We start from the raw sequence: 22,052 nt of genomic DNA on the forward strand, positions 1-22,052 counted from the left end.
GAAAGGCATAATTCCCTCTCTTGTTGAGGTCATGCCCCATGCTACGTTCGATACTGCTTAGCCTTTCGTTACTAACCGTTTCCGCCCAAGCTTCGACGCCACAAGCCTGGAGCGACCAGCGCCAGCACATGCTCAAGGCCTGCCTGGCCGCCAGCCAGTTCAAGGATGCCCACGCCCTGGGCAAACCCGCCGAGTTCGACGACCAGGTCGGTTACAGCGCGCTGCTGATCGAAGGCACCTACCCCCAGAAGCACATGCAGAACCGCACCGGCACCGAGCTGTGCCTCTACGACCGCCAACGCCAGCAAGCCTTTACCAGCGAATGGGAAGCCGGCAAGCGATGAGCGACAGCATTCGCTTCGCCTGCACCGGCTGCGGCAAATGCTGCACGGGCCATCATGTGCCCCTGACGCTTGCCGAGGCCCATCAGTGGGCGGCCTCCGGCGGCCAGGTGGTGGTGCTGATCGAAGGGTTCATTGCCGATGGTCCTGGCATGCCGGCAGAGCAGCGCGAGCATGTGCTACGCCGCTCGTTCCCGGTGCCCTGTGGCGCCGGGCAACTGCAGGTGTCGGTCACCTTCGCCGCGTTCAACCCGGGACGTTGTCGCAACCTCGATGACAACGACCTGTGCGGCATCTATGAAAGCCGGCCGCTGGTCTGCCGCATCTACCCGGCGGAAATCAACCCGCACCTGCCGCTGCGGCCGGAAAACAAGGACTGCCCGCCCGAGGCCTGGGAGCAGGGGCCTGAGCTGATTCATGGCAGCCTGCCGGTGGATGAGGCACTGCGCGCCTTGATCGAGGCCTCGCGCCAGGCGGACCGCGACGATATCGCCGCCAAGGTGGCGATATGCCAGGCGCTGGGGATGACCACCAGTGCGCTGAAGGGCAACGGGTTTACTGCGTGGTTGCCGGACATGGCGGCGTTTGCTGCGGTGCTGGAACAAGCGCCACAGGCGGTCGATGGGCCGTGGCGGGTGCATGTGCAGGACGAGGCGCTTGCGGCCGAACTACAAGCTCATCGCTTGCAGGTGACGGGCGAGGCGCCGGTCTACTATGCGTTCATCGGATTCTAGATAGATCCAATCGCGGGGCAAGCCCGCTCCCACGCCCTCCCCCTCCGATGCTTCGATGCTTCGATGCTTCGATGCTTCGATGCCAACATTGTGGGAGCGGGCTTGCCCCGCGATAGGGCCGGCCCTGACAACTCAATCAATCACTGACACCGCCGCCAGAACTCATCCGCCAGCCGCCGCAGGTCCTTGGCCAGGTCCGCCACGTCACTGGCACTGCTATGACTGCGCTGCCCGACGCTGACCGTCGCCTCGCTGGCCTGGCGGATGCTGGTGATGTTGCGGTTGATGTTCTCGCTGACCTGGCTCTGCTGCTCCACTGCCGCGGCGATCTGCAGGCTCATCTCGTTGATCTGGTTGACCCGCACGCTGATGCTGTCCAGCGCGTCGCTGGCCAGCTGCGCCTGCTCGACACTGTGCCCGGCATGGGCGCTGCTCTGCTGCATCACCTGCACCGCCGCGCGGGCGCCGTCCTGCAGGGCGGCGATCATGCGCTGGATATCGTGGGTGGACTGCGCGGTGCGCTGGGCCAGACCGCGCACCTCGTCGGCGACCACCGCGAAGCCACGCCCCTGGTCACCGGCCCGGGCCGCCTCGATGGCGGCGTTGAGCGCCAGCAGGTTGGTCTGCTCGGCAATGCCGCGGATCACATCGAGCACCCCGGAGATCTCGCTGCTGTGACTCTCCAGCTGGTGGATCACCTCGCTGGCCTCGACCAGTGAACCTGCCAGGTCCTGGATCGCGCAGCGGTTGCGGTCGACCAGCTGGTGGCCGGACTGGGTCTCGTCCTCGGCCTGGTCGGCGGCCATCGCCGCCATCTGCGCGCTGCTGGCCACCTGGGCGACGCTGGCGCTCATCTGGTGGATCGCGGTGGCCACCTGGTCGGCTTCGCTCTGCTGCTCAAGGCTGTTGGCATGACTGCTGTGCAAGGCCTCGACCAGCGAGCCGGAATGTCCGGCCAGGCGTGACGAGGTATCGCCGATACGCCCGACCACCGCCCCCAGCTGCGCCTTGAGCATGCGCATGGCGAACTCGATCTGCCCCAGGCCATCACGCCGGCCGGTGTACAACTGCTGGCTCAGTGGGTTGTCGGCGATCGCCTGGGCCTGCTGGCGCAGCCGCTCGTAGGGGCGCAGCAGTAACAGGATCGCCAGGCTGCTCAAACCTGCCGCCGCCGCTACTTCTACCAGCGATTCCAGCAGCGGCGCCCCCAGCCACCACTGCCCGGCCCCCAGCACCAACGCCAGCACGACGCCGACCGCCAGCGACAGACGCGAACCCAGCCCCAGCACCGGCAAGCGCTCGCGCCAGCCACGCCGACCTTCGCGCAGACGCGCATAACACCGTTCAGCCGCGGCGACCTGCTCGGCCCCGGGCTTGGTCCGCACCGACTGGTACTCCAGCGCCTGCCCGCCGCTGCTGATCGGCGAGACGAAGGCGCTCACCCAGTAGTGGTCGCCGTTCTTGCAGCGGTTCTTCACCAGCCCCATCCACGAGCGCCCGGCCTTGAGCGCCTGCCACATCTGGGCAAATGCCTGGGGCGGCATGTCGGGGTGGCGGACGATGTGATGGGCGTTGCCCAGCAGCTCCTCGCGGGAGAATCCGCTGACCCGCAGGAAATCGTCATTGGCATAGGTGATGCGGCTGTCCAGGTCGGTGGTGGACAGGATATTGGCGTCGCCGGGGTAATCCACTTCGCGACCGGTAACAGGCATATTGCACTTCATCGGAGGCTCTCGTTGTTGTACGTGAAATCGGCAGGGCGTACGACTCTAGGGGCAAACGCCGGCGCAACATTGATCCATGGCAGGGTATTGGCACTTGGCCATCAAGCCGCCGAAACTGACAGCCGTGACAGCCAGGCGTCACGCTGCCGACCCGGTCAGCGCGCTATAACCCTGCAATAGCCGAATCCTTTTCTTAGCCCCTTGGCCAAGGTGCCCGCCCCGATGCGACGTCCGTCCCGCTCCCTCGTTATCGCCGCGCTGGCCCTTGTCCTGCTGGCCGTCGTCGGCACCTGGCAGGGATTGCGCCACGAAGCCCCGGCCAACCGCGCCGCCAGCGCGATCCCCGTGCGGGTGGTCGCGGTGGCCCAACAGGACGTGCCGCGCTACCTCGACGCCATCGGCTCGGTGCTGTCGCTGCACAGCGTCGAGCTCCGCCCCCAGGTCGAGGGCGTGCTGACCCAGGTGCTGGTCAAGGAAGGCCAGTGGGTCAAGCAAGGCGACCTGCTGGCGACTCTCGACGACCGGGCGATCCGCGCCAGCCTGGACCAGGCCCGCGCCCAGCTCGGCCAGACCCAGGCGCAGTTGCAGGTGGCCAACGTCAACCTCAAGCGCTACCAGTTGCTCAGCACCGACGACGGCGTGTCGAAGCAGACCCTCGACCAGCAGCAGGCCCTGGTGAACCAGTTGCAGGCAACCATCAAAGGCAACCAGGCGGCCATCGACAACACCGCGGTACAACTCAGCTACACACAGATCCGCTCGCCGGTCACTGGCCGCGTCGGCATCCGCAACGTCGACCCCGGCAATCTGGTGCGTACCAGCGACACCCAGAGCCTGTTCAGCGTCACCCAGATCGACCCGATCGCCGTGGAGTTCGCCCTGCCTCAGCAGCAGCTCCCGGTCCTGCAGGGCTTGCTGAAATCGCCTACCCCCGCCGAGGTCGAAGCGTACATGGACGCCGACGGTGAACGCAGCCTGCTCGCCAAGGGTCACCTGATGCTGATCGACAACCAGGTCTCGACCACCACCGGCACGGTGCGGATCAAGGCCGAGTTCGACAACCAGGACGGCCGCCTGTGGCCCGGCCAGCTGGTCACCGTGCGCCTGCGCACGGCGGTGGACGAGGACGCCCTGGTGGTGCCGCCGCCGGTGGTGCAACGCAGCATCGACGGCCACTTCGTCTACCGCATGGACGGCGACAAGGTCAGCGCCGTGCCGGTCAAGGTGGTGTACCAGGACAGCACGCTGAACGTCATCGCCGGGGTCAAGGCCGGCGATTGCCTGGTGCTCGATGGACAGTCGCGGCTCAAGCCGGGGAGCCACGTGGAGCTCAGTGGCGAGTCACAGTGCAAGCAGTCGCAGCGCCTGGCGGATGGCAATCGCGGGACAAGCCCGCTCCCACCCAGGCAGCACCAGGACGTGGGAGCGGGCTTGCCCCGCGATGAGGCCCTTACCGACAACGCCAAAGCCGAGGCGAGCCAGCCATGAACACCCGCAACGGCGTCTCGGCCTGGTGCATCGACCACCCCATCGCCACCCTGCTGCTGACCTTCGCCCTGGTGCTGCTGGGCGCCATCGCCTTCCCGCGCCTGCCGGTGGCGCCCCTGCCCGAGGCCGACTTCCCGACCATCCAGGTCACCGCCCAATTGCCCGGCGCCAGCCCGGAAACCATGGCCTCGTCGGTGGCGACGCCCCTGGAGGTGCAGTTCAGCGCCATCCCCGGCATGACCCAGATGACCAGCAGCAGCGCCCTGGGCTCGACCAACCTGATCCTGCAGTTCACCCTCGACAAGAACATCGACACCGCCGCCCAGGAAGTCCAGGCGGCGATCAACACCGCCACCGCGCGCCTGCCCCAGGACATGCCCAGCCCGCCCACCTGGCGCAAGGTCAACCCGGCCGACAGCCCGGTGCTGATCCTCACCGTCAGCTCGACGCAGATGCCCGGCAATGAGCTCAGCGACTACGCCGAGACCCTGCTGGCCCGCCAGCTCAGCCAGATCGACGGGGTCGGCCTGATCAACATCACCGGCCAGCTGCGCCCGGCCATCCGCGTGCAGGCCCAGCCCGAGAAGCTCGCCGCCATCGGCCTGACCCTGGCCGATATCCGCCTGGCCATCCAGCAGACCAGCCTCAACCTGGCCAAGGGCGCGCTGTACGGCGAACACAGCGTGTCGACCATTGCCGCCAACGACCAGCTGTTCCACCCCGAGGACTACGCCAGGCTGATCGTCAGCTACCGCAACGGCGCGCCGGTGCACCTGGCTGACGTGGCCAAGGTGATCGATGGCGCCGAGAACGCCTATGTGAAGGCCTGGTCCGGCGACCGGCCGGGGCTGAACCTGGTGATCTTCCGCCAGCCCGGCGCCAACATCGTCGACACCGTGGACCGGGTGCTCGACGCCCTGCCGCGCCTGCAGGAGATGCTGCCGGCGGCGGTCGATGTCTCGGTGCTGCAGGACCGCACCCAGACCATCCGCGCCTCGCTGCACGAGGTCGAGCTGACCTTGATGATCGCCGTGGCCCTGGTGATCGGGGTGATGGCGCTGTTCCTGCGCCAGTGGTCGGCCACCTTCATCGTCTCCAGCGTGCTCGGCGTGTCGCTGATCGCCAGTTGCGCGCTGATGTACGTGTTCGGTTTCAGCCTCAACAACCTGACCCTGGTGGCCATCGTCATCGCCGTGGGCTTCGTGGTGGATGACGCCATCGTCGTGGTGGAGAACATCCACCGCCACCTGGAGGCCGGCGACGACAGCCGCACCGCCGCGCTCAAGGGCGCCGGCGAGATCGGCTTCACCGTGGTGTCGATCAGCTTCTCGCTGATCGCCGCGTTCATTCCGCTGCTGTTCATGGGCGGCGTGGTCGGCCGGCTGTTCAAGGAGTTCGCCCTGACCGCCACCGCGACCATCCTGATTTCGGTGGTGGTCTCGCTGACCCTGGCGCCGACCCTGGCCGCGCTGTGCATGCGCCGCCCGCCCGAAGAGCAGCATGGCGGCCTCGGCCAGCGCCTGGTGCGCTGGTATGAAAAAGGCCTGGACCGGGCCCTGGCGCACCGGCGCATCACCCTCGGCGTGTTCGGCCTGACCCTGGCGCTGGCGGTGGCCGGTTACGTGGCCATCCCCAAGGGCTTCTTCCCGTTGCAGGACACCGGTTTCATCCTCGGCACCACCGAAGCGGCGGCGGATGTCTCCTACCCGGCGATGATCGAGAAACACCAGGCCCTGGCGAAGATCATCGAGGCCGACCCTGCGGTGCGCGCCTTCTCCCACTCGGTCGGCGTCACCGGCAGCAACCAGACCATCGCCAACGGCCGCTTCTGGATTTCCCTCAAGCCCCGTGGCGAACGCGATGTGTCGGCCAGTGAATGGATCGACCGCATGCGCCCGAAACTGATGCAAATCCCCGGCATCGTCCTCTACCTGCGCGCCGGGCAGGACATCAACCTCAGCTCCGGCCCCTCGCGCACCCAGTACCAGTACGTGCTCAAGAGCAATGACGGCGTGGCCCTGAACCTGTGGACCCAGCGCCTGACCGAGCGCTTGCGTGAAAATCCGGCGTTTCGCGACCTGTCCAACGACCTGCAGCTGGGCGCCAGCGTCACCCGCATCGACATCGACCGCCAGGCCGCGGCGCGCTTCGGCCTGACCACCACCGACGTCGACCAGGCACTGTATGACGCCTTCGGCCAGAGACAGATCAGCGAGTTCCAGACCGAGACCAACCAGTACAAGGTGATCCTCGAGCTGGACGCCCGCCAGCGCGGCAAGGCCGAGAGCCTCAACTACTTCTACCTGCGCTCGCCGCTGTCCGGCGAGATGGTGCCGCTGTCGGCCCTGGCCCATGTCGCGCCGCCCAGCACCGGGCCGCTGTCGATCAGCCACGACGGCCTGTTCCCGGCGGCCAACCTGTCGTTCAACCTGGCCCCCGGCGTGGCCTTGGGCGATGCGGTGCAGATCCTCGAACGCACCCAGCGCGAGCTGGGCATGCCCGACTCCATCGCCGGCAACTTCCAGGGCGCGGCCCAGGCGTTCCAGAGCTCGCTGTCGAGCCAGCCGTACCTGATCCTCGCCGCGCTGGTGGCGGTGTACATCATCCTCGGCGTGCTCTACGAGAGCTTCGTGCACCCGCTGACCATCATCTCCACCCTGCCCTCGGCGGGCCTGGGCGCGCTGATCCTGCTGTGGCTGATGGGCCAGGACTTCACCATCATGGGCCTGATCGGCGTGGTGCTGCTGATCGGCATCGTCAAGAAGAACGGCATCCTGCTCATCGACTTCGCCCTCGACGCCCAGCGTCACCAGGGCATGACGCCAGAGCAGGCGATCCGCCAGGCATGCCTGGTGCGCTTCCGTCCGATCATCATGACCACCCTGGCCGCGCTGCTTGGCGCGGTGCCGCTGATGTTCGGCTTCGGCACCGGCGCCGAGCTGCGCCAGCCGCTGGGCATCGCCGTGGTCGGCGGCCTGCTGGTGAGCCAGGCCCTGACGCTGTTCACCACCCCGGTCATATACTTGGCCCTGGAGCGTCTGTTCCACCGCCGCCGGGCCGCTGCCGCCCCCGCGCCGACCGCCAGTTGAGACAAGACCATGCGTGTGCTGATCATCGAAGACGAAGAGAAAACCGCCGACTACCTGCATCGCGGCCTCACCGAGCAGGGCTTCACCGTCGACCTGGCCCGCGACGGCATCGACGGTCTGCACCTGGCCCTGGAAGGCGACTACGCGGTGATCGTGCTCGACGTGATGCTGCCGGGCCTGGATGGCTATGGCGTGTTGCGCGCACTGCGGGCGCGCAAGCAGACGCCGGTGATCATGCTCACCGCCCGCGAGCGGGTCGAGGACCGTATCCACGGCCTGCGCGAAGGCGCCGACGACTACCTGGGCAAGCCGTTCTCGTTCCTCGAACTGGTCGCCCGCCTGCAGGCGCTGACCCGGCGCAGTGCCATCCACGAGCCCTTGCAGATTCAGGTCGCCGACCTGTGGATCGACCTGATGGCGCGCAAGGCCACCCGCGCGGGATCGCGCCTGGACCTGACCGCCAAGGAGTTCTCGCTGCTCAGCGTGCTGGCCCGGCGCCAGGGCGAGATCCTGTCCAAGACCGCCATCGCCGAGCTGGTCTGGGACATCAACTTTGACAGCGACGCCAATGTCGTCGAGGTGGCCATCAAGCGCCTGCGCGCCAAGCTCGACGGGCCGTTCGACAACAAGCTGCTGCATACCATTCGAGGCATGGGTTATGTCCTGGAGAACCGTGGGTAGCCTCAGGGGCGCTGCACGCATTTCGTTGATAGCGTGGGAGCGGGCTTGCCCCGCGATGCAGGCGGCGCCGTGGATGGCACCGGCTTGGCCGGTGTTCGCGGGGCAAGCCCGCTCCCACGAACCTCCGACGGGCAATCGGACATGAACCTCTTGCGTGCCAAACCCGGCAACTCCATCGCCCTGCGCCTCTCGGCCCTGTTCACCCTGGTGGCCCTGGCCGTGTTCGTGCTGATCGGCAGCGCCCTGTACCGCCAGGTCGACCGCAGCCTCGACCTGCTGCCGGCCGCCGAACTGGACGCGCGCTTCAGCGTGCTCGAATCCACCCTCAACCGCTACGGCACTCCCGAGCACTGGGCCAAGATCAACAACAAGCTCAACCTGCTCAGCGAGGAAGACCGACGCATCCGCTTCTGGGTGGTGAGCAGCAACCCGGCGTTCGAATACGGCCATCCCACCGAGCAGGTGCGCGGCTTCGCCGAGGGCGCGCCGGGCATGCGCGACCTGCGCCTGAGCGACAGCCCCTACCCGTACAAGGTGTTGGTCAGCGAACTGCCGGCACTGGGTGAGCGCCCATCGCTGCGCTTTCTGATCGGCATCGACACCGAGACCTTCTGGCAGGCCCAGCACAGCCTGCTGGTGGCCATCGTCGGCCTGGCCGCCTTCGGCGTGCTGCTGGCCTCGCTACTCGGCTACTGGGTCGCGCGCATCGGCCTCAAGCCTCTGCTGGCGCTGTCGGACGAAGCCCAGGCCCTGGCCCCGCCACGCCTGGACGGGCGCCTGCAGACCCGCGACCTGCCGCCGGAACTGGCGCAGTTCGCCGGTGCCTTCAACGCCGCCCTTGACCGGGTCAGCCAGGCCTATTCGCAACTCGAGGCGTTCAACGCCGATGTCGCCCACGAACTGCGCTCGCCGCTGACCAACCTGATCGGCCAGACCCAGGTCGCCCTGACCCGCGGGCGCAGCGCCGAGCACTACTTCGAGGTGCTGCAATCGAACCTCGAAGAGCTGGAGCGCCTGCGCAGCATCATCAACGACATGCTGTTCCTGGCCAGCGCCGACCAGGGCAGCAAGGCCACCTCGCTGACCAGCGCCTCACTGGCCGAGGAAGTGGCCACCACCCTCGACTACCTCGATTTCATCCTCGAGGACGCCCAGGTCAGCGTCAGCGTCAGCGGCGACGCCCAGGCCTGTTTCGAGAAGGCCCAGCTGCGCCGGGCGCTGATCAACCTGCTGAACAACGCCGTGCAGCACACCGCGCCGCACCAGGTGATCCAGGTGCGCATCGAGGCGGGCGAGGAACAGGTCAGCATCGCCGTGAGCAACCCGGGGCCGGCGATTGCCGACGAGCACCTGCCGATGCTGTTCGAGCGCTTCTACCGGGTAGATGCGGCACGCGCCAACAGCGGCGGCGGCAACCACGGACTGGGCCTGGCCATCGTCAAGGCGATCGCCCTGATGCACGGCGGCAGTGTTTTCGTGCACAGCGAAGCGGGCGCCAATACCTTCGGTATCAACTTGCCAAACGCTCAACTACGCGGGTTTGCGGTAAAAGTCTGAGTGTTTTTGCCGTGATCATTACTTTTTGCGCAACAGTGCTTATCTGAACAGCCTCTGTTTCCCCGCTGTTTACAGGACTAACTTTAGCCCTGTCTCCATTAGCACTTGCCGCGCAAGAAGGTTGCATCACATGTCCAACAGTATGGGTATTGCCAGCGTGTTCGTCCTGTCTTCCCTGTTGTTGTCGCCCCTGGCCATGGCGGAAGAATCCCCGGCCTTTGTCGCCCGTAACGCTGAGTTTGCCGCCGTTCACCAAGAGGCTCGCGAAGCCTACGCCGCGCAACAGGCCGATGCGGTAAAAGACGCACGGCAGACTGCTTCCAAAGTCTCTGTCGACACCGATGCCGACAGCTGATTGGCCTGACTCCAGTTTCCAGTTTTCCCTTGGCTACACCATGGGCAGTGCCCGTGACGATATGTTAGCCTTTCAAAGCCGCTGCCTTTCAGCGGCTTTTTTTATGCGTCGAAAATATCAGCCTGGCTGTTACGTCTCTAATAAGAACTTGCAGACACGACAATAAAAAACTGCCCCATCGCTTGACCAAAGGAGTTTGTACCGGTGTCTTTTGCGTTTCGTTTCACCCCGTTGTTCGTTGCATTGGCCGCAACGATGCCCGTGGCCGCACAGGCCGATGAAGACAAGGCTGAAGGCTTCATCGAGGGTTCCACGCTGAACCTGCATTTCAGAAATGCCTACTTCAACCGCAACGAGAAGAATGCCTCGATCAAGGACAAGCGCGAGTGGGGCCAAGGCGCCGTCGCCCGCTTCGAGTCCGGCTACACGCCGGGCGTGATCGGCTTCGGCCTCGACGCCCACGCCATGGTCGGCCTGAAGCTGGACGGCGGCGGTGGCCGCGCCGGCACCTCGATCCTGCCAAGCGCGCCGGAAGACAAGGCACGCCACGCCTTCTCCACCGCCGGCGGCGCGATCAAGCTCAAGGGCTTCGACACCGAGTTCAAGGCCGGTGACCTGTTCCTCACCAACCCGGTGATCGCCGGTGGCGAAAGCCGCATGCTGCCGCAGACCTTCCGCGGCGTCGCCGTGACCAACCGCAGCATCGACGGGCTGATGCTCGAAGGCGGCAAGGTCAGCTTCACCAAGCCGTACAACCAGAGCGGCCACCGCCGCATCAACACCTACTACAGCAACCAGACGCGCGAGCAGGACAGCCAGAACCTGAGCTGGGCCGGCGCCTCCTGGAGCGGCACCGAAGGCGTTACCGCCAACGTCTACGCCGCCGAGCTGAAGGACATCTGGAACCAGTACTACGCCGACTTCGACTACACCTACCAGGTCAACGATCTGGTCAGCCTGAACCCGGGCGTACACTTCTACCACACCCAGGACACCGGCCAGTCGAAGCTGGGCGACATCGACAACAACACCTGGAGCGTGCACTTCACCGTGGCCGCCGGGTACCACAGCGTCACCGCCGCCTACCAGCGGGTCAACGGCGACACGCCGTTCGACTACATCAACCTGGGCGACAGCATCTTCCTCGACAACTCGCGCATGTACTCGGACTTCAACGCGCCGAACGAGCGTTCCTGGAAGCTGCAGTACGACTATGACTTCGCCGGCCTCGGCATGCCGGGCCTGAGCACTTCGCTGTCGTACTCGCGCGGCAAGGCCGACCTGACCAAGGCCAGCCAGGACACCCAGTACTACGCCTTCTATAACGCCGACGGCGAGAATGCCCGGCACTGGGAGCGCGACTTCGACGTGAAGTACGTGTTCCAGCAAGGCCAGCTGAAGGACCTGTCGGTGCTGCTGCGCTATGCCACGCACCGGGCCAACGCGGCGTACTCGAACATCCAGGACAACAACGAATTCCGCGTGATCGTGGATTATCCGCTGAACGTGTTCTGATCCGGAACCGATCGCGGGGCAAGCCCGCTCCCACGCCAGGTGGCTTATCAGGCGTGGGAGCGGGCTTGCCCCGCGATCGGCTTCAACGGTTACGGTTCAAGCCGATCTCCAGGTCATTGATCAACGCCTTGGCCATGGCGCTGAGGATCCGCGCCGCACTCCCCGCTTTCAAATCCCCTTCGAAAACACTCCAGGAACGTCGAAACGCCGGCAGTGGCACAAGGCTCGGGCTGCTCGCTCATGGCTGCACCTCCAGCGACCTGGCGTGGGCCATCAGGCAGCTCAGCAGCCGGCTGAGGATGGAAATGTTATCCACCAGGATCTCGGGACGCTCATCCACGGGAAAGGCCATGTAGACGTCGCAAGTGCGGGTCATCATGGTCATCAGGACAGCGGCATGCTCCCAGACTTCGGCCAGCGGCAGGTGGTCGATGATGGAGATGTAGGGGATGGGGGGATCAGGTACCAGCTTCTTCATGTGCGTTTTCCAATGTCATTAAAGGAAACCGCCAGCTCATCCTTTCTCACCAGATAAGGGTGGCAGCCGTACATGGGGTGAGAAAACCGAGGACATCGGAACCCGGCCAGACCTAGGTCTGCCCATGCACAGCTGCCGTAACAGAATGCGGGACCAACATCGTTCGGGTTTCTCACACCCGATCACCAAATTCGGCGACCCGAAGACGTTAGCCCTGATGCATTTCCCCGCCTATCCAGACCCTTCCGGCAGACGCGTAGGATAGGTCCCAAGCTCAGCCCGACTGAAGCATTTGGTTTCAGATTCGGAAATGTCGTACATCCCATCGCGGGGCAAGCCCGCTCCCACGACCATGACCTGAACCTGGTGCTGGTCCTGGTCCTGGTCCTGACCCTGGCGAATGGTGGGAGCGGGCTTGCCCCGCGATGGGCCTACTGAATCATTTCCGTCGGGCAAATCAGCTTTGATCTTGTCCGACAATCCCGCCTTGCCTAAAATACCGCCGCCGCTTTCCGGCCCACTCCCCATGGATCCCGGGGCTTATGCAGTTGCGAGCATGACGTTGCCCACCCGATCACCACGATCCGCCCTGTACAAGTCACACCCCGAGCTGGTCCTCAACCTGGGCAGCTGCCTTGCCGTGCTCGCCATCGTGGCCATCGTCAGCTACCTGCTGGCCCGCGAGCGCGACAGCGTCGAGCAATCGGAAATGCGCTCCTCGAGCAACATCGTGCAGTTGATCGAAAGCGACATCCTGCGCAACGTCGAACTCTACGACCAGTCGCTCAAGGGCCTGATCTGGGCCGTGCAGCACCCCGAGCTGCTCAACGTGCCGGCCAAGCTGCGCCAGCAGATCCTCTTCAACCAGGCCTTCTCCGCGCCGGTGCGCGGTGACATCCTTTGGCTCGACGCCAAGGGCGATGTGCTCGGCGACTCCACCAGCGCGGTGCCGCGCCAGGCCAACTTCGCCGACACCGTGGCCTTCCAGGCCCACCGCGACCGCCCGGGCCTGGGCCTGCTGATCAGCCCGCCGTTCAAGGCGCGGCTGGGCGAGCTGGACTGGTGCATCAGCTTCAGCCGGCGCATCTCCGGCGCCAACGGCGAATTCCAGGGCCTGGCCGCCGGGGCCCTGCGCCTGTCCTACTTCAACGAGCTGTTCCAGCGCCTGGACATCGGCGTGGACAGCAGCATCAACCTGCTCAACACCGACGGCCAACTGCTGGCACGCCAGCCAACCCGCCCGCAGGACCCGTTGATCGGCACCAGTTTCAGCGAACGCCCCAACTTCAAGCGCATCCTCGAGGAGCGCAGCGGCAGCTTCACCGCCCGCTCGACTACCTATGAAGGCCAGCGCCTCTACACCTTCGCCCGAGTTGCCGACCTGCCGCTGATCGTGCTGGTGGCGCACTCGGCCGACGAGGTGTTCCAGTCGTGGCGCCGCACCGCGATCGTGGTCAGCGTGGCCACCGGTGTGCTGTGCATCGGCATCCTCTGGCTGACCCTGCTGCTGGGCCGTGAATTGCGCCGCCGCCACGATGCCGAGCAAGGCCTGGCCACGCTTGCCGCCACCGACAGCCTCACGGGCCTTGCCAACCGTCGTCGCCTGGACCAGGTGTTGCGCCAGGAATGGGCGCGCGCCCAGCGCAACCGCAAGCCGCTGGCGGTGCTGATGGTGGATGTGGATCACTTCAAGGCGTTCAACCAGCGCCATGGCCATGCCGGCGGCGACCACGTGCTGCGCGAAGTGGCCACGACCCTTGAGCTGTGCATTCGGCGCCCGGCGGACCTGGCGGCGCGTTATGGCGGGGAGGAGTTCCAGGTGGTGCTGCCGGAAACCGAGCTGGCTGGCGCCCGGTTGCTGGCCGAACGCATTCGCGCCAGCGTCGAGGCGATGCCGCCGTTTGGCGATGACGAGCGGTCGGTAACGGTCAGCGTTGGGATCGGCCTGCATGTACCGGGCACCGCGCAGGATCTTTCGACGCTGCTGGCCGATGCGGACGAGGCGCTGTACCGGGCCAAGGCCAATGGCCGGAATCGGGTGGAAGGGCCCGAGGATTGAATGTAATTCTTTGATCCAACTGGGTTAGCGTGGGAGCGGGCTTGCCCCGCGATGCACTCGATGGCACCGGCTTCGCCGGTGATCGCGGGGCAAGCCCGCTCCCACGATGTTCCAGTCAAACACGCTGTTCCAGTTAAAAAATCAGAAAAGGGCCGCTAAGCGGCCCCAAGAAACTCAAGACCGAGCGCGAGCCGCGTTACGCAGCGCCTTCACCTGGTCATGATTGCGCTGCACGCCCTGCAGCTGCTTCTCCACCAGCGTATAGCTCTGGTCATTGGCCGAGCGCCCCAGCTTGACCAGCTTCTCACGGGCCTCTTTGTAGGCCTTGAGCGCATGGTCTTCACCGCGCTCCACCTCGTTGAGCACCGCTTCTTCATCCTTGCCGGTGACCATCGACTTGAGGTTGACCCAACCACGGTGCAGGTCGCCACTGATACTGGTGCTGGTTTCCGGATCGCCACCCAGCCGGCGCACTTCGCTCTGCAGCTCGGCCGCGGCACTGGCGCACTCGCTGGCGCGCTGCACGAAGAAGGCTTTGAGCTGGGGATTCTTCACATCCTCGGCGGAGGTCTTGAAGCCTTTCTCACCGTCCTTGCTGTACTCGATCAGGTCGTTGAGTACATCGATCGTGTCTTTGTTGGGATTGCTCATGGCAACAAACTCCTTGGCAGGTGATAGTCACCTTTACCGGAGCAGGCTTCGTGCCAGGCTAATGAATATTAAATTATTCATTAAAATCAATAGCTTGAAATGAAAAACAAAAAACCTGAAAACGGCGTTCTGCATGATCGCCGCTTGGGTCGTCGTGCAGTTTGCAGTATGGTCCGCGCTTCACCTGCCACAGGCCGATGCCCGATGAAACCCGAATCCCTGCAACTGCTGGTCACCCGCACCATGCCCTTCGGCAAGTACCAGGGGCGGATCATTGCCGACCTGCCCGGCGATTACCTGGCGTGGTTCGCCCGCAAGGGCTTCCCGCCCGGGGAGCTGGGCGCGTTGCTGGCGTTGATGCATGAGATCGACCACAACGGGCTGGGCGATCTGCTGAAGCCGTTGCGGGGCAAGACGCGGGGCTGACCGCACCCTCTGTAGGAGCGGCCTTGTGCCGCGAAAGGGCTGCAAAGCAGCCCCATTCACTGTGTATGACGCTGAAATCCTGGGGCCGCTCCGCGCCCCTTTCGCGGCACGAGGCCGCTCCTACAGGGATTGCGCCGGGCCTGGCTACCCCTTGGCCGGCGCCACCACCATCTCCACCTGTTCGCTCTTCTTGATCACGGCATACACCACCGCCGTCAGCAGGCTGCCGGCCACGATCGCCAGCAGGTACAGCAGCGCATGGTTGATCGCGTTGGGGATCAGCAGCACGAACAGGCCGCCATGGGGCGCCATCAGCTTGCAGCCGAAGTACATCGACAAGGCCCCGGTCAGCGCGCCACCGGCGATGCTCGCCGGGATCACCCGCAACGGGTCCTTGGCGGCGAACGGGATCGCCCCTTCAGAGATGAAGCACAGCCCCAGCGCCAGCGCGGCCTTGCCGGCCTCGCGCTCGCTCTGGGCGAACTTGCGTCGGGCCAGGAAGGTGGCGATGCCCAGGCCGATCGGCGGCACCATGCCGGCGGCCATGGTCGCGGCCATCGGCGCGTAGCTCGACGACGCCAGCAGCCCTACCGAGAACGCATAGGCGGCCTTGTTGATCGGGCCGCCCAGGTCCACACACATCATGCCGCCGAGCAGCAGCCCGAGCAGGATGGCGTTGGTAGTGCCCATGCTGTCGAGGAAGTGGGTCAGCCCTTCGAGCATGGCGGCCACGGGCTGGCCGACCACATAGATCATCACCAGGCCGGTGAACAGGCTGGCCAGCAGTGGGATGATAAGGATCGGCTTGAGCGCGTCGAGGCTACTGGGCAGGCGCACCCAACGGGCGATGGCCTTGGCGCTGTAGCCGGCCAGGAAGCCGGCGACGATGCCGCCAATGAACCCCGCCCCCAGCGTACTCGCCAGCAAGCCGCCGATCATCCCGGGCGCCAGCCCCGGACGGTCGGCGATGGACCAGGCGATGTAGCCGGCGAGCAGCGGCACCATCAGCTTGAACGCCGCCTCGCCACCAATCTGCATCAGCGCGGCGGGCAGCGTACCGGCCTCCTTGTAGGCCTCGATGCCGAACACGAACGACAAGGCAATCAGCAGGCCGCCGGCCACCACCATCGGCAGCATGAACGACACCCCGGTCAGCAGGTGCTTGTAGACGCCCGTCTTCTCGGCCTGCTGCACCGCGCCAGGCGCATCCCCCGCAGCCTCCACCTTGCCCTCGGCCAGTGCCTTGTCCAGCGTGGCGCGGGCCTGCTTGAGGGCGATGCCGGTACCGCAGCGGTAGATGCGCTTGCCAGCGAAACGCGCAGCCGGCACTTCGATATCGGCGGCCAGCAGCACCACGTCGGCTTCGGCGATGGCCTCGGCCGGCAGCGGGTTGCGCGCGCCGACCGAGCCCTGGGTCTCCACGGTGAGCTGGTAGCCCATGGTCTGCGCGGCCTGTTGCAGCGCTTCGGCGGCCATGAAGGTGTGGGCCACGCCGGTCGGGCAGGCGGTCACCGCGACGATTTTCGGCGCGCTGCCCTGCGGGGGCGGCACCGCTTCGTGTAGCCGGGCCTCGACGGCGGCCTGGTCAAGAAACCCCTCGCGGTCCGCCAGTGCCTGGGCCGGCGTGCTCTGGTACAGGCGCTTGCCCGCGAAGCGCGCCAGGTCCATCGGCCCGGTGCTGACCACCAGCACCCAGTCGGCATCAAGGATCTGCGCCGCAGTCAGGCGACGCTCGGGGTGCTCGGCATCCTGCACCTCGACACTGGTGCTCCAGCCCCGACGCTGGGCCACGGCGGCCAACAGGCGGGCGCTGAGCACGCTGGACACCTGCCCGTTGGGGCAGGCGGTGACAATGGCAATGTTCATCAGCAGCCCTCTTCTTGTTGTTCTGCCAGGTGCACGGCGGCCTCCAGCAGGGCCAGTTGCTCGCGATCGTGGATGCCGAAGCCGACCTGGGTGACCGCCTGGGCGGCGATGGCGGTGGCGCGGCGCAAGGTGGCGGCGGGCGCTTCGGCCTGGAGCAGGCCATGGACCATGCCGGCGACCAGGGAATCACCGGCGCCGACGGTGCTGGCGATGCGCACCTTCGACGGTTGCGCATGCAGCGCCAGGCCGGCGGCGAACCAGGTCACGCCCTGCTCGCCCTGAGACACCACCACATGCTCGACGCCGCTGGCCAGCAAGCGCTGCGCGGCGCCGCGCTGGCCGGCCGCGTCAAGCACAGGCTGCCCGAGCACCTCGCCGAGTTCCTCAGTATTGGGCTTGACCAGCCAGGGCGCGGCCTCGAGGCCGGCGCGCAAGGCTTCGCCACTGCTGTCCAGGGCCACCTTCAATCCCTGCGACTTGAGCATCAGCAGCAGTTCGCGCAGCCATTCGGGGCTGATCCCCCGCGGCAGGCTACCGGCCACCACCACGGCGTCATGCCCCGGGGCCACCTCGGCCAGGCGTTGCAGCAAAGCGTCGCGGGCGGCCTTGTCGACTTCAGGCCCGGGGCCGTTGATATCGGTGACCTGGCCATCGGCCTCGACCAGCTTGATGTTGCTGCGGGTCTCGCCGGGCACACGGACGAAGCAGTCGGCGAACCCACGCCAGGCAATCAGCGCCTCGAACGGCGCCAGGTTGTCGAGCCCGAGAAAACCGCCGACGGTCACGCGGTGGCCCAGGTCGGCCAGCACCTGGGCGACGTTCAGCCCCTTGCCGGCGGCATGGCTGTGCTGGGCCTGGCTACGGTTGACCGCGCCGGGGCGCAGGCGATCGAGGCTGATGGTGATATCCAGCGCCGGGTTGAGGGTGAGGGTGAGAATCTTGGCCATCAGTAACGCTCCACCAGCGCCCGGACTGCCTCGGCGCTGTCTTGTTGCAGGGCCTCGCGCGCCAGGGCGCGGGCCGTCGAAAGGTCGGCCTGGCGCACCAGTGCCTTGACTTCAGGGATGCTGCGGGCGGCGACGCTCAGTTCGTCCACGTCCAGGCCCAGCAGCACGGCCACGGCCTGCGGATCGGCCGCCAGCTCGCCGCACACACCCACCCACTTGCCCTGGGCATGGGCGGCGCGCACGGTCATGTCGATCAGATTGAGCACCGCCGGGTGCAGGCCGTCGGCCTGGGCCGAGAGGCTTGGGTGGCCACGGTCGATGGCCAGGGTGTACTGGGTCAGGTCGTTGGTGCCGATGCTGAAGAAGTCCACCTCGCGGGCCAACTGCGGCGCCAGCAAGGCGGCCGACGGTACCTCGACCATGATGCCCACTTGCAGGTCGGCCACCGGAATTTCCTGGCGTAGGCGCTCGACCATGGCCTTGGCGGCGCGCCATTCATGGAGCTGGCCGACCATGGGGAACATGATGCGCAGCGGGCGATTGTCCGCTGCGCGCAGCAGGGCCCGCAGTTGCTCTTCCATCACCTGCGGGCGTTGCAGGGTCAGACGCACGCCGCGCACGCCGAGGAACGGGTTCTCTTCCGCCGCGATCGGCCAGTACGGCAAGGGCTTGTCGCCGCCCACATCGAGGGTACGCACCACCAGCGGGCGTCCGCACAGGCCGTCGAGCACCCGGCGGTACTCGGCCTCCTGGGTGGCCACATCGGGCAGTTGCGGGTGGGCCATGAAAATCAGCTCGGTGCGCAGCAGGCCGACGCCTTCGGCACCCTGCTCCACTACCTTGTCGATGCCACTGCTTTCGCCGATGTTGGCGAACACTTCGACCGCGTGGCCGTCGCGGGTCAGGGTCGGCTCATGGCGGTTGGCCCAGGCGATCTGCAAGCGCCGCTCGCGGGCATCGCGCTCGGCCAGCGCCCGTTGCAAGCGGGCCTCGGGCGGCGCGACCTCGACCTGCCCGCGCTGGCCATCGAGCAGCAGCGGCGTGCCGCTCTCCAGCAGCAGCACTGCCGCGCCGGCACCGACCACCGCCGGGATGCCCAGGGCCCGGGCGACGATGGCGCTGTGGGCCGTGGCGCCGCCCTGGGCGGTGATGATGCCGGCGACCCGCGCCGGGTCCAGGCGCGCCACATCGGATGGGCCCACCTCGGCCATCACCAGCACGTAGGGCTGCTCGGGCTCGACCACCGCCTGCACGCCACACAACTGGGCCAGCACACGGCGACCGATATCGCGCAGGTCGGCGGCGCGCTCGGCCAGCAGCGCATCGTGCAGCGCCTCCTGCTGGCGGGCGGCGTTCTCGATCACTGCCATCCACGCGGCGGCGGCGCTCTCGCCCTGGGCCAGGCGCAGCTCGACGTCATCGGTCAGGGCCGGATCGGCCAGCATTTCCTGGTGGGTGATGAAAATTTCGCCGATGGCCTTGTCGCTGCGTTGCACCAGGGCCTGCAGGTCGGCGTGCACCTTGTCGATGGCCGCTCGCAACCTGGCCCGCTCCTGGCCGGGCGACTCACCGCGCAGCGGGTAGTCGATCTCGCGCTCGACGCACACATGGGCCGGGCCACTGGCGATGCCCGGCGCGGCTGCGACACCCTGCAGGGTGCTGCCGGGCGCCGGTGCCTGGAGGGTTTCGATGGGTGGCGGCTCCATTGCTGCCGTTTGCGGCAAGGGCTCGACCTCCTCGCCCAACCCCTGCTCGATGGCGGCCAGCAGCACCGGCAAGGCATCGGCGGCAACGCCCGGTTCGGCGATCAACTCCAGCACCTGGCCACGGCGAGCGCCAAGGCTCAGCAGCTTGCTCAGGCTCTTCACCGAGACGGCGGGCTGGGCGCCGTCTTGCAGGCGGATGCGGATCTCACCCTCGAAGCCCTTGGCCAGTTGCGCCAGCACCTTGGCCGGACGCGCATGCAGGCCATGGGCGTTGGCCAGTACCACCCGGGCGCTGGGCCAGTCGGCAGGCGCCTCGCCGCCGAGCACTTCGAGCACGGCGCGGCTGCTGGTAGCCTGGTAAAGCATCTGCCCGCGCCCCTCGATCAGCACCTCGCACAGGCGCTCGAGCAAGGCCTGGTGGGCAGCGCCGAGGCTGGCCAGGCAGAACAGGCCATTGAGCGGCTGGTCGCGGTAGCGCAGGGGTTGTTGCGGGGTAACGAAGGCCAGGCCCGGCTGGCGCACCTCGCGTTCGCTGTGCAGCCACCACAGGCCTTCGCCCAGTGGCAGCGGCTCGGTCTGCTGCAGCACGGCGGCAAAGCCGCTGTCGGCACAACCGGCGCGGTGCAGCAGGCGAGCGCCGCGCCAGGCCAGCTCGTCGAAGTCGTCCGCCGCCAGGTTGAGGCCGACCAACTGGGCATCCAGCGCCAGCTCACGCGGCGCCCCTTGCAGCAGTTTGAGCAGCGCCTCGGCGCTGCTGGCCCGGCGCAGAGCCTCGGCCAGGTCGGTTTCGCCCAGGGCGCGGGTCAGCAGTTGTAGAAGACGCAGGTGTTCATCGGAGCGGGCGGCGATGCCAATGGCCAGGTAGACGATCTGGCCGTCGCCCCAGTCCACGCCATCGGGGAACTGCAGCAGGCGCACACCGGTGGCGAACACCAGCTCGCGGGTCTGCGGCGTGCCGTGGGGAATGGCGATACCCTGGCCGAGGAAGGTCGAGCCCTGCGCCTCCCGGGCCTGCAGCCCCGCCAGGTAGCCCTCGGCGACCAGGCCATCGGCAACCAGTCGATCAGCCAGCAACGCCAGTGCCTCGCCCTTGTCGGCGGCACGCTGGCCCATGGCAATCTGCTCCACGGCAAGCTCGAGCATGACCCTCTCCTTTTGCGGCAGCCCCGTCGGCTACCGAGGTATTGTTGTGGAATTCGACGGCAAAAGCCGCCAAAACGATCAGCGCAACGGGCGAATACTCATTTCCAGGCAGGAAATTTCGTTTTGCTGAAACGTTTAATCTGACCAAGTGGCCACGTTACTCGATAATCTGCCAACGAAAAAGCCCCATCCTGTCGGACAATTGCGACAATGGTCGTCTGCGCGCGGGACCGTAGATGGGTGAAACTAGCCGGTCCAGCCCCGTGGCCAGTCCCGGAAACAACAAGGAAAATTCGGTGAAACTCAGCGATATCGCCCGTCTGGCCGGTGTGTCCGTGACCACCGCCAGCTACGTCATCAATGGCAAGGCCGAACAACAGCGCATCAGCAACAGCACCGTCGAGCGCGTGCGTGCGGTGGTCGAGGCCCATGGCTTCACGCCCAACCCCCAGGCCGCCGGCCTGCGCAGCCGCCACACGCGCACCCTGGGCTTCATTCTCCCGGATCTGGAGAACCCCAGCTACGCCCGCATCGCCAAGCAACTGGAACAAGGCGCCCGTGCCCGTGGCTACCAACTGCTGATCGCCAGCAGCGACGACCAGCCCGACAGCGAACGCCAGTTGCAGCAGCTGTTCCGCGCCCGCCGCTGCGACGCACTGTTCGTCGCCAGCTGCCTGCCGCCGGAAGACGACAGCTACCGTGAGCTGCAAGCCAAGGGCCTGCCGGTGATCGCCATCGACCGACGCCTGGACCCGGCGCATTTCTGCTCGGTGATCAGCGACGACCGCGACGCCAGCCGCCAGCTGGCCCAGAGCCTTTTGAAAACCCGCCCGCGCAGCATCGCCCTGATTGGCGCGCGCCCCGAGCTGTCGGTGAGCCAGGCCCGCGCCGGTGGCTTCGACGAGGCCCTGCAAGGCTTCGACGGCGACGTGCGCCGCTACCAGGGCGAGGCCTTCAGCCGTGAATGCGGCCAGCGCCTGATGCAGCAACTGATCGACGAACTGGGCGGTCTGCCGGATGCTCTGGTGACCACCTCCTACGTGCTGCTGCAGGGTGTGTTCGACACGCTCCAGGCGCGCCCTGAGGGATCCCGCGAGCTGCAACTGGGCACCTTCGGCGACAACCAGCTGCTCGACTTCCTGCCGCTGCCGGTCAACGCCATGGCCCAGCAGCACGGCCTGATCGCCGCCACCGCGCTGGAACTGGCCCTGGCCGCCATCGAGGACAAGCGCTACGAGCCCGGCGTGCACGCCATCGGCCGCACCTTCAAGCAACGGATCGCCAAGGCCTGA

Annotated in this window: 16 protein-coding genes and 3 pseudogenes; 11 read left to right on the forward strand and 8 right to left on the reverse strand. The window is 66.5% G+C overall.

The window, feature by feature from the left end:
• Positions 1 to 38 precede the first annotated feature (38 nt).
• Positions 39 to 344, forward strand: coding sequence for a hypothetical protein (locus ACZ899_RS14700; RefSeq protein ID WP_050703793.1), 306 nt, complete (start codon positions 39 to 41; stop codon positions 342 to 344).
• Positions 341 to 1,075, forward strand: a complete 735-nt coding sequence (locus ACZ899_RS14705; RefSeq protein WP_234560467.1) for a YkgJ family cysteine cluster protein — start codon at positions 341 to 343, stop codon at positions 1,073 to 1,075. Before ACZ899_RS14700 ends, ACZ899_RS14705 begins: the two co-directional genes overlap by 4 nt.
• A gap of 140 nt (positions 1,076 to 1,215) precedes the next feature.
• Here the strand turns inward: ACZ899_RS14705 and ACZ899_RS14710 are convergent, their stop codons facing one another.
• Positions 1,216 to 2,286 carry a methyl-accepting chemotaxis protein gene (locus tag ACZ899_RS14710; protein WP_442799888.1) on the reverse strand — a complete coding sequence of 357 codons (1,071 nt, stop codon included), beginning with the start codon at positions 2,284 to 2,286 and terminating at the stop codon, positions 1,216 to 1,218.
• Between the two features lie 231 nt (positions 2,287 to 2,517).
• Positions 2,518 to 2,799, reverse strand: a pseudogene (locus ACZ899_RS14715) (PAS domain-containing protein); the annotation flags it as partial.
• Positions 2,800 to 3,021: 222 nt separating this feature from the next.
• Between ACZ899_RS14715 and ACZ899_RS14720 the strand changes: the two are divergent.
• From ACZ899_RS14720 to ACZ899_RS14745, 6 genes and pseudogenes are all read left to right on the forward strand, one after another.
• Positions 3,022 to 4,143: pseudogene (locus ACZ899_RS14720) on the forward strand (efflux RND transporter periplasmic adaptor subunit); the annotation flags it as partial.
• Positions 4,144 to 4,283: 140 nt separating this feature from the next.
• Entirely contained in the window at positions 4,284 to 7,376 is a 3,093-nt protein-coding gene (locus tag ACZ899_RS14725; protein ID WP_234560465.1) for a multidrug efflux RND transporter permease subunit, read from the forward strand.
• A gap of 9 nt (positions 7,377 to 7,385) precedes the next feature.
• Positions 7,386 to 8,057 carry a heavy metal response regulator transcription factor gene (locus ACZ899_RS14730; protein WP_110736828.1) on the forward strand — a complete coding sequence of 224 codons (672 nt, stop codon included), beginning with the start codon at positions 7,386 to 7,388 and terminating at the stop codon, positions 8,055 to 8,057.
• A gap of 141 nt (positions 8,058 to 8,198) precedes the next feature.
• Entirely contained in the window at positions 8,199 to 9,614 is a 1,416-nt protein-coding gene (locus tag ACZ899_RS14735; protein WP_203647952.1) for a heavy metal sensor histidine kinase, read from the forward strand.
• 130 nt (positions 9,615 to 9,744) lie between these two features.
• Positions 9,745 to 9,969 (forward strand): hypothetical protein, encoded by a 225-nt coding sequence (locus tag ACZ899_RS14740; RefSeq protein WP_050703787.1) that lies wholly within the window; start codon positions 9,745 to 9,747, stop codon positions 9,967 to 9,969.
• A 204-nt stretch (positions 9,970 to 10,173) separates the two neighbouring features.
• Positions 10,174 to 11,484: an OprD family porin gene (locus ACZ899_RS14745; protein ID WP_203647953.1), complete on the forward strand. Its 1,311-nt coding sequence runs from the start codon at positions 10,174 to 10,176 to the stop codon at positions 11,482 to 11,484.
• Between the two features lie 82 nt (positions 11,485 to 11,566).
• On the opposite strand, the pseudogene ACZ899_RS14750 reads toward ACZ899_RS14745, so the two are convergent.
• A pseudogene (locus tag ACZ899_RS14750) lies at positions 11,567 to 11,665 on the reverse strand (DUF3077 domain-containing protein); the annotation flags it as partial.
• Positions 11,666 to 11,722: 57 nt separating this feature from the next.
• Positions 11,723 to 11,962, reverse strand: a complete 240-nt coding sequence (locus ACZ899_RS14755; RefSeq protein WP_062575113.1) for a hypothetical protein — start codon at positions 11,960 to 11,962, stop codon at positions 11,723 to 11,725.
• 562 nt (positions 11,963 to 12,524) lie between these two features.
• Between ACZ899_RS14755 and ACZ899_RS14760 the strand changes: the two genes are divergently transcribed.
• Positions 12,525 to 14,021: a GGDEF domain-containing protein gene (locus ACZ899_RS14760; protein ID WP_234560481.1), complete on the forward strand. Its 1,497-nt coding sequence runs from the start codon at positions 12,525 to 12,527 to the stop codon at positions 14,019 to 14,021.
• 174 nt (positions 14,022 to 14,195) lie between these two features.
• On the opposite strand, the gene ACZ899_RS14765 is transcribed toward ACZ899_RS14760, so the two are convergent.
• Complete coding sequence (locus tag ACZ899_RS14765; protein ID WP_050703785.1) at positions 14,196 to 14,672, reverse strand: ferritin-like domain-containing protein; 477 nt, start codon at positions 14,670 to 14,672, stop codon at positions 14,196 to 14,198.
• 204 nt (positions 14,673 to 14,876) lie between these two features.
• Here ACZ899_RS14765 and ACZ899_RS14770 point away from each other — a divergent pair, with 204 nt between their 5' ends.
• Positions 14,877 to 15,098, forward strand: coding sequence for a DUF3820 family protein (locus ACZ899_RS14770; protein WP_234560464.1), 222 nt, complete (start codon positions 14,877 to 14,879; stop codon positions 15,096 to 15,098).
• Between the two features lie 144 nt (positions 15,099 to 15,242).
• On the opposite strand, the gene ACZ899_RS14775 is transcribed toward ACZ899_RS14770, so the two are convergent.
• From ACZ899_RS14775 to ptsP, 3 genes are read right to left on the reverse strand one after another with little or no spacing between them, the layout of a single operon-like run.
• Positions 15,243 to 16,964, reverse strand: a complete 1,722-nt coding sequence (locus ACZ899_RS14775; protein WP_234560463.1) for a PTS fructose-like transporter subunit IIB — start codon at positions 16,962 to 16,964, stop codon at positions 15,243 to 15,245.
• Positions 16,964 to 17,911 carry a 1-phosphofructokinase gene (gene pfkB / locus ACZ899_RS14780; protein WP_234560462.1) on the reverse strand — a complete coding sequence of 316 codons (948 nt, stop codon included), beginning with the start codon at positions 17,909 to 17,911 and terminating at the stop codon, positions 16,964 to 16,966. The genes ACZ899_RS14775 and pfkB overlap by 1 nt, the downstream gene beginning before the upstream one ends.
• Positions 17,911 to 20,760, reverse strand: a complete 2,850-nt coding sequence (ptsP, locus tag ACZ899_RS14785) for a phosphoenolpyruvate--protein phosphotransferase (RefSeq protein ID WP_234560461.1) — start codon at positions 20,758 to 20,760, stop codon at positions 17,911 to 17,913. Before ptsP ends, pfkB begins: the two co-directional genes overlap by 1 nt.
• A 296-nt stretch (positions 20,761 to 21,056) precedes the next feature.
• On the opposite strand from ptsP, the gene cra reads away from it, so the two are divergent.
• Positions 21,057 to 22,052 carry a catabolite repressor/activator gene (gene cra / locus ACZ899_RS14790; protein ID WP_186713203.1) on the forward strand — a complete coding sequence of 332 codons (996 nt, stop codon included), beginning with the start codon at positions 21,057 to 21,059 and terminating at the stop codon, positions 22,050 to 22,052.

The sequence above is a fragment of the Pseudomonas sp. TE31087 genome (assembly GCF_057284075.1).

Excerpts from the sequence above, each read along its gene's own strand:
- ACZ899_RS14700 (WP_050703793.1), top strand. The coding sequence starts at position 39 with ATGCTACGTTCGATACTGCTTAGCCTTTCGTTACTAACCGTTTCCGCC.
- ACZ899_RS14705 (WP_234560467.1), top strand. The coding sequence starts at position 341 with ATGAGCGACAGCATTCGCTTCGCCTGCACCGGCTGCGGCAAATGCTGC.
- ACZ899_RS14725 (WP_234560465.1), top strand. The coding sequence starts at position 4,284 with ATGAACACCCGCAACGGCGTCTCGGCCTGGTGCATCGACCACCCCATC.
- ACZ899_RS14730 (WP_110736828.1), top strand. The coding sequence starts at position 7,386 with ATGCGTGTGCTGATCATCGAAGACGAAGAGAAAACCGCCGACTACCTG.
- ACZ899_RS14735 (WP_203647952.1), top strand. The coding sequence starts at position 8,199 with ATGAACCTCTTGCGTGCCAAACCCGGCAACTCCATCGCCCTGCGCCTC.
- ACZ899_RS14740 (WP_050703787.1), top strand. The coding sequence starts at position 9,745 with ATGTCCAACAGTATGGGTATTGCCAGCGTGTTCGTCCTGTCTTCCCTG.
- ACZ899_RS14755 (WP_062575113.1), bottom strand. The coding sequence starts at position 11,962 with ATGAAGAAGCTGGTACCTGATCCCCCCATCCCCTACATCTCCATCATC.
- ACZ899_RS14765 (WP_050703785.1), bottom strand. The coding sequence starts at position 14,672 with ATGAGCAATCCCAACAAAGACACGATCGATGTACTCAACGACCTGATC.
- ACZ899_RS14770 (WP_234560464.1), top strand. The coding sequence starts at position 14,877 with ATGAAACCCGAATCCCTGCAACTGCTGGTCACCCGCACCATGCCCTTC.
- ACZ899_RS14775 (WP_234560463.1), bottom strand. The coding sequence starts at position 16,964 with ATGAACATTGCCATTGTCACCGCCTGCCCCAACGGGCAGGTGTCCAGC.
- pfkB (WP_234560462.1), bottom strand. The coding sequence starts at position 17,911 with ATGGCCAAGATTCTCACCCTCACCCTCAACCCGGCGCTGGATATCACC.
- ptsP (WP_234560461.1), bottom strand. The coding sequence starts at position 20,760 with ATGCTCGAGCTTGCCGTGGAGCAGATTGCCATGGGCCAGCGTGCCGCC.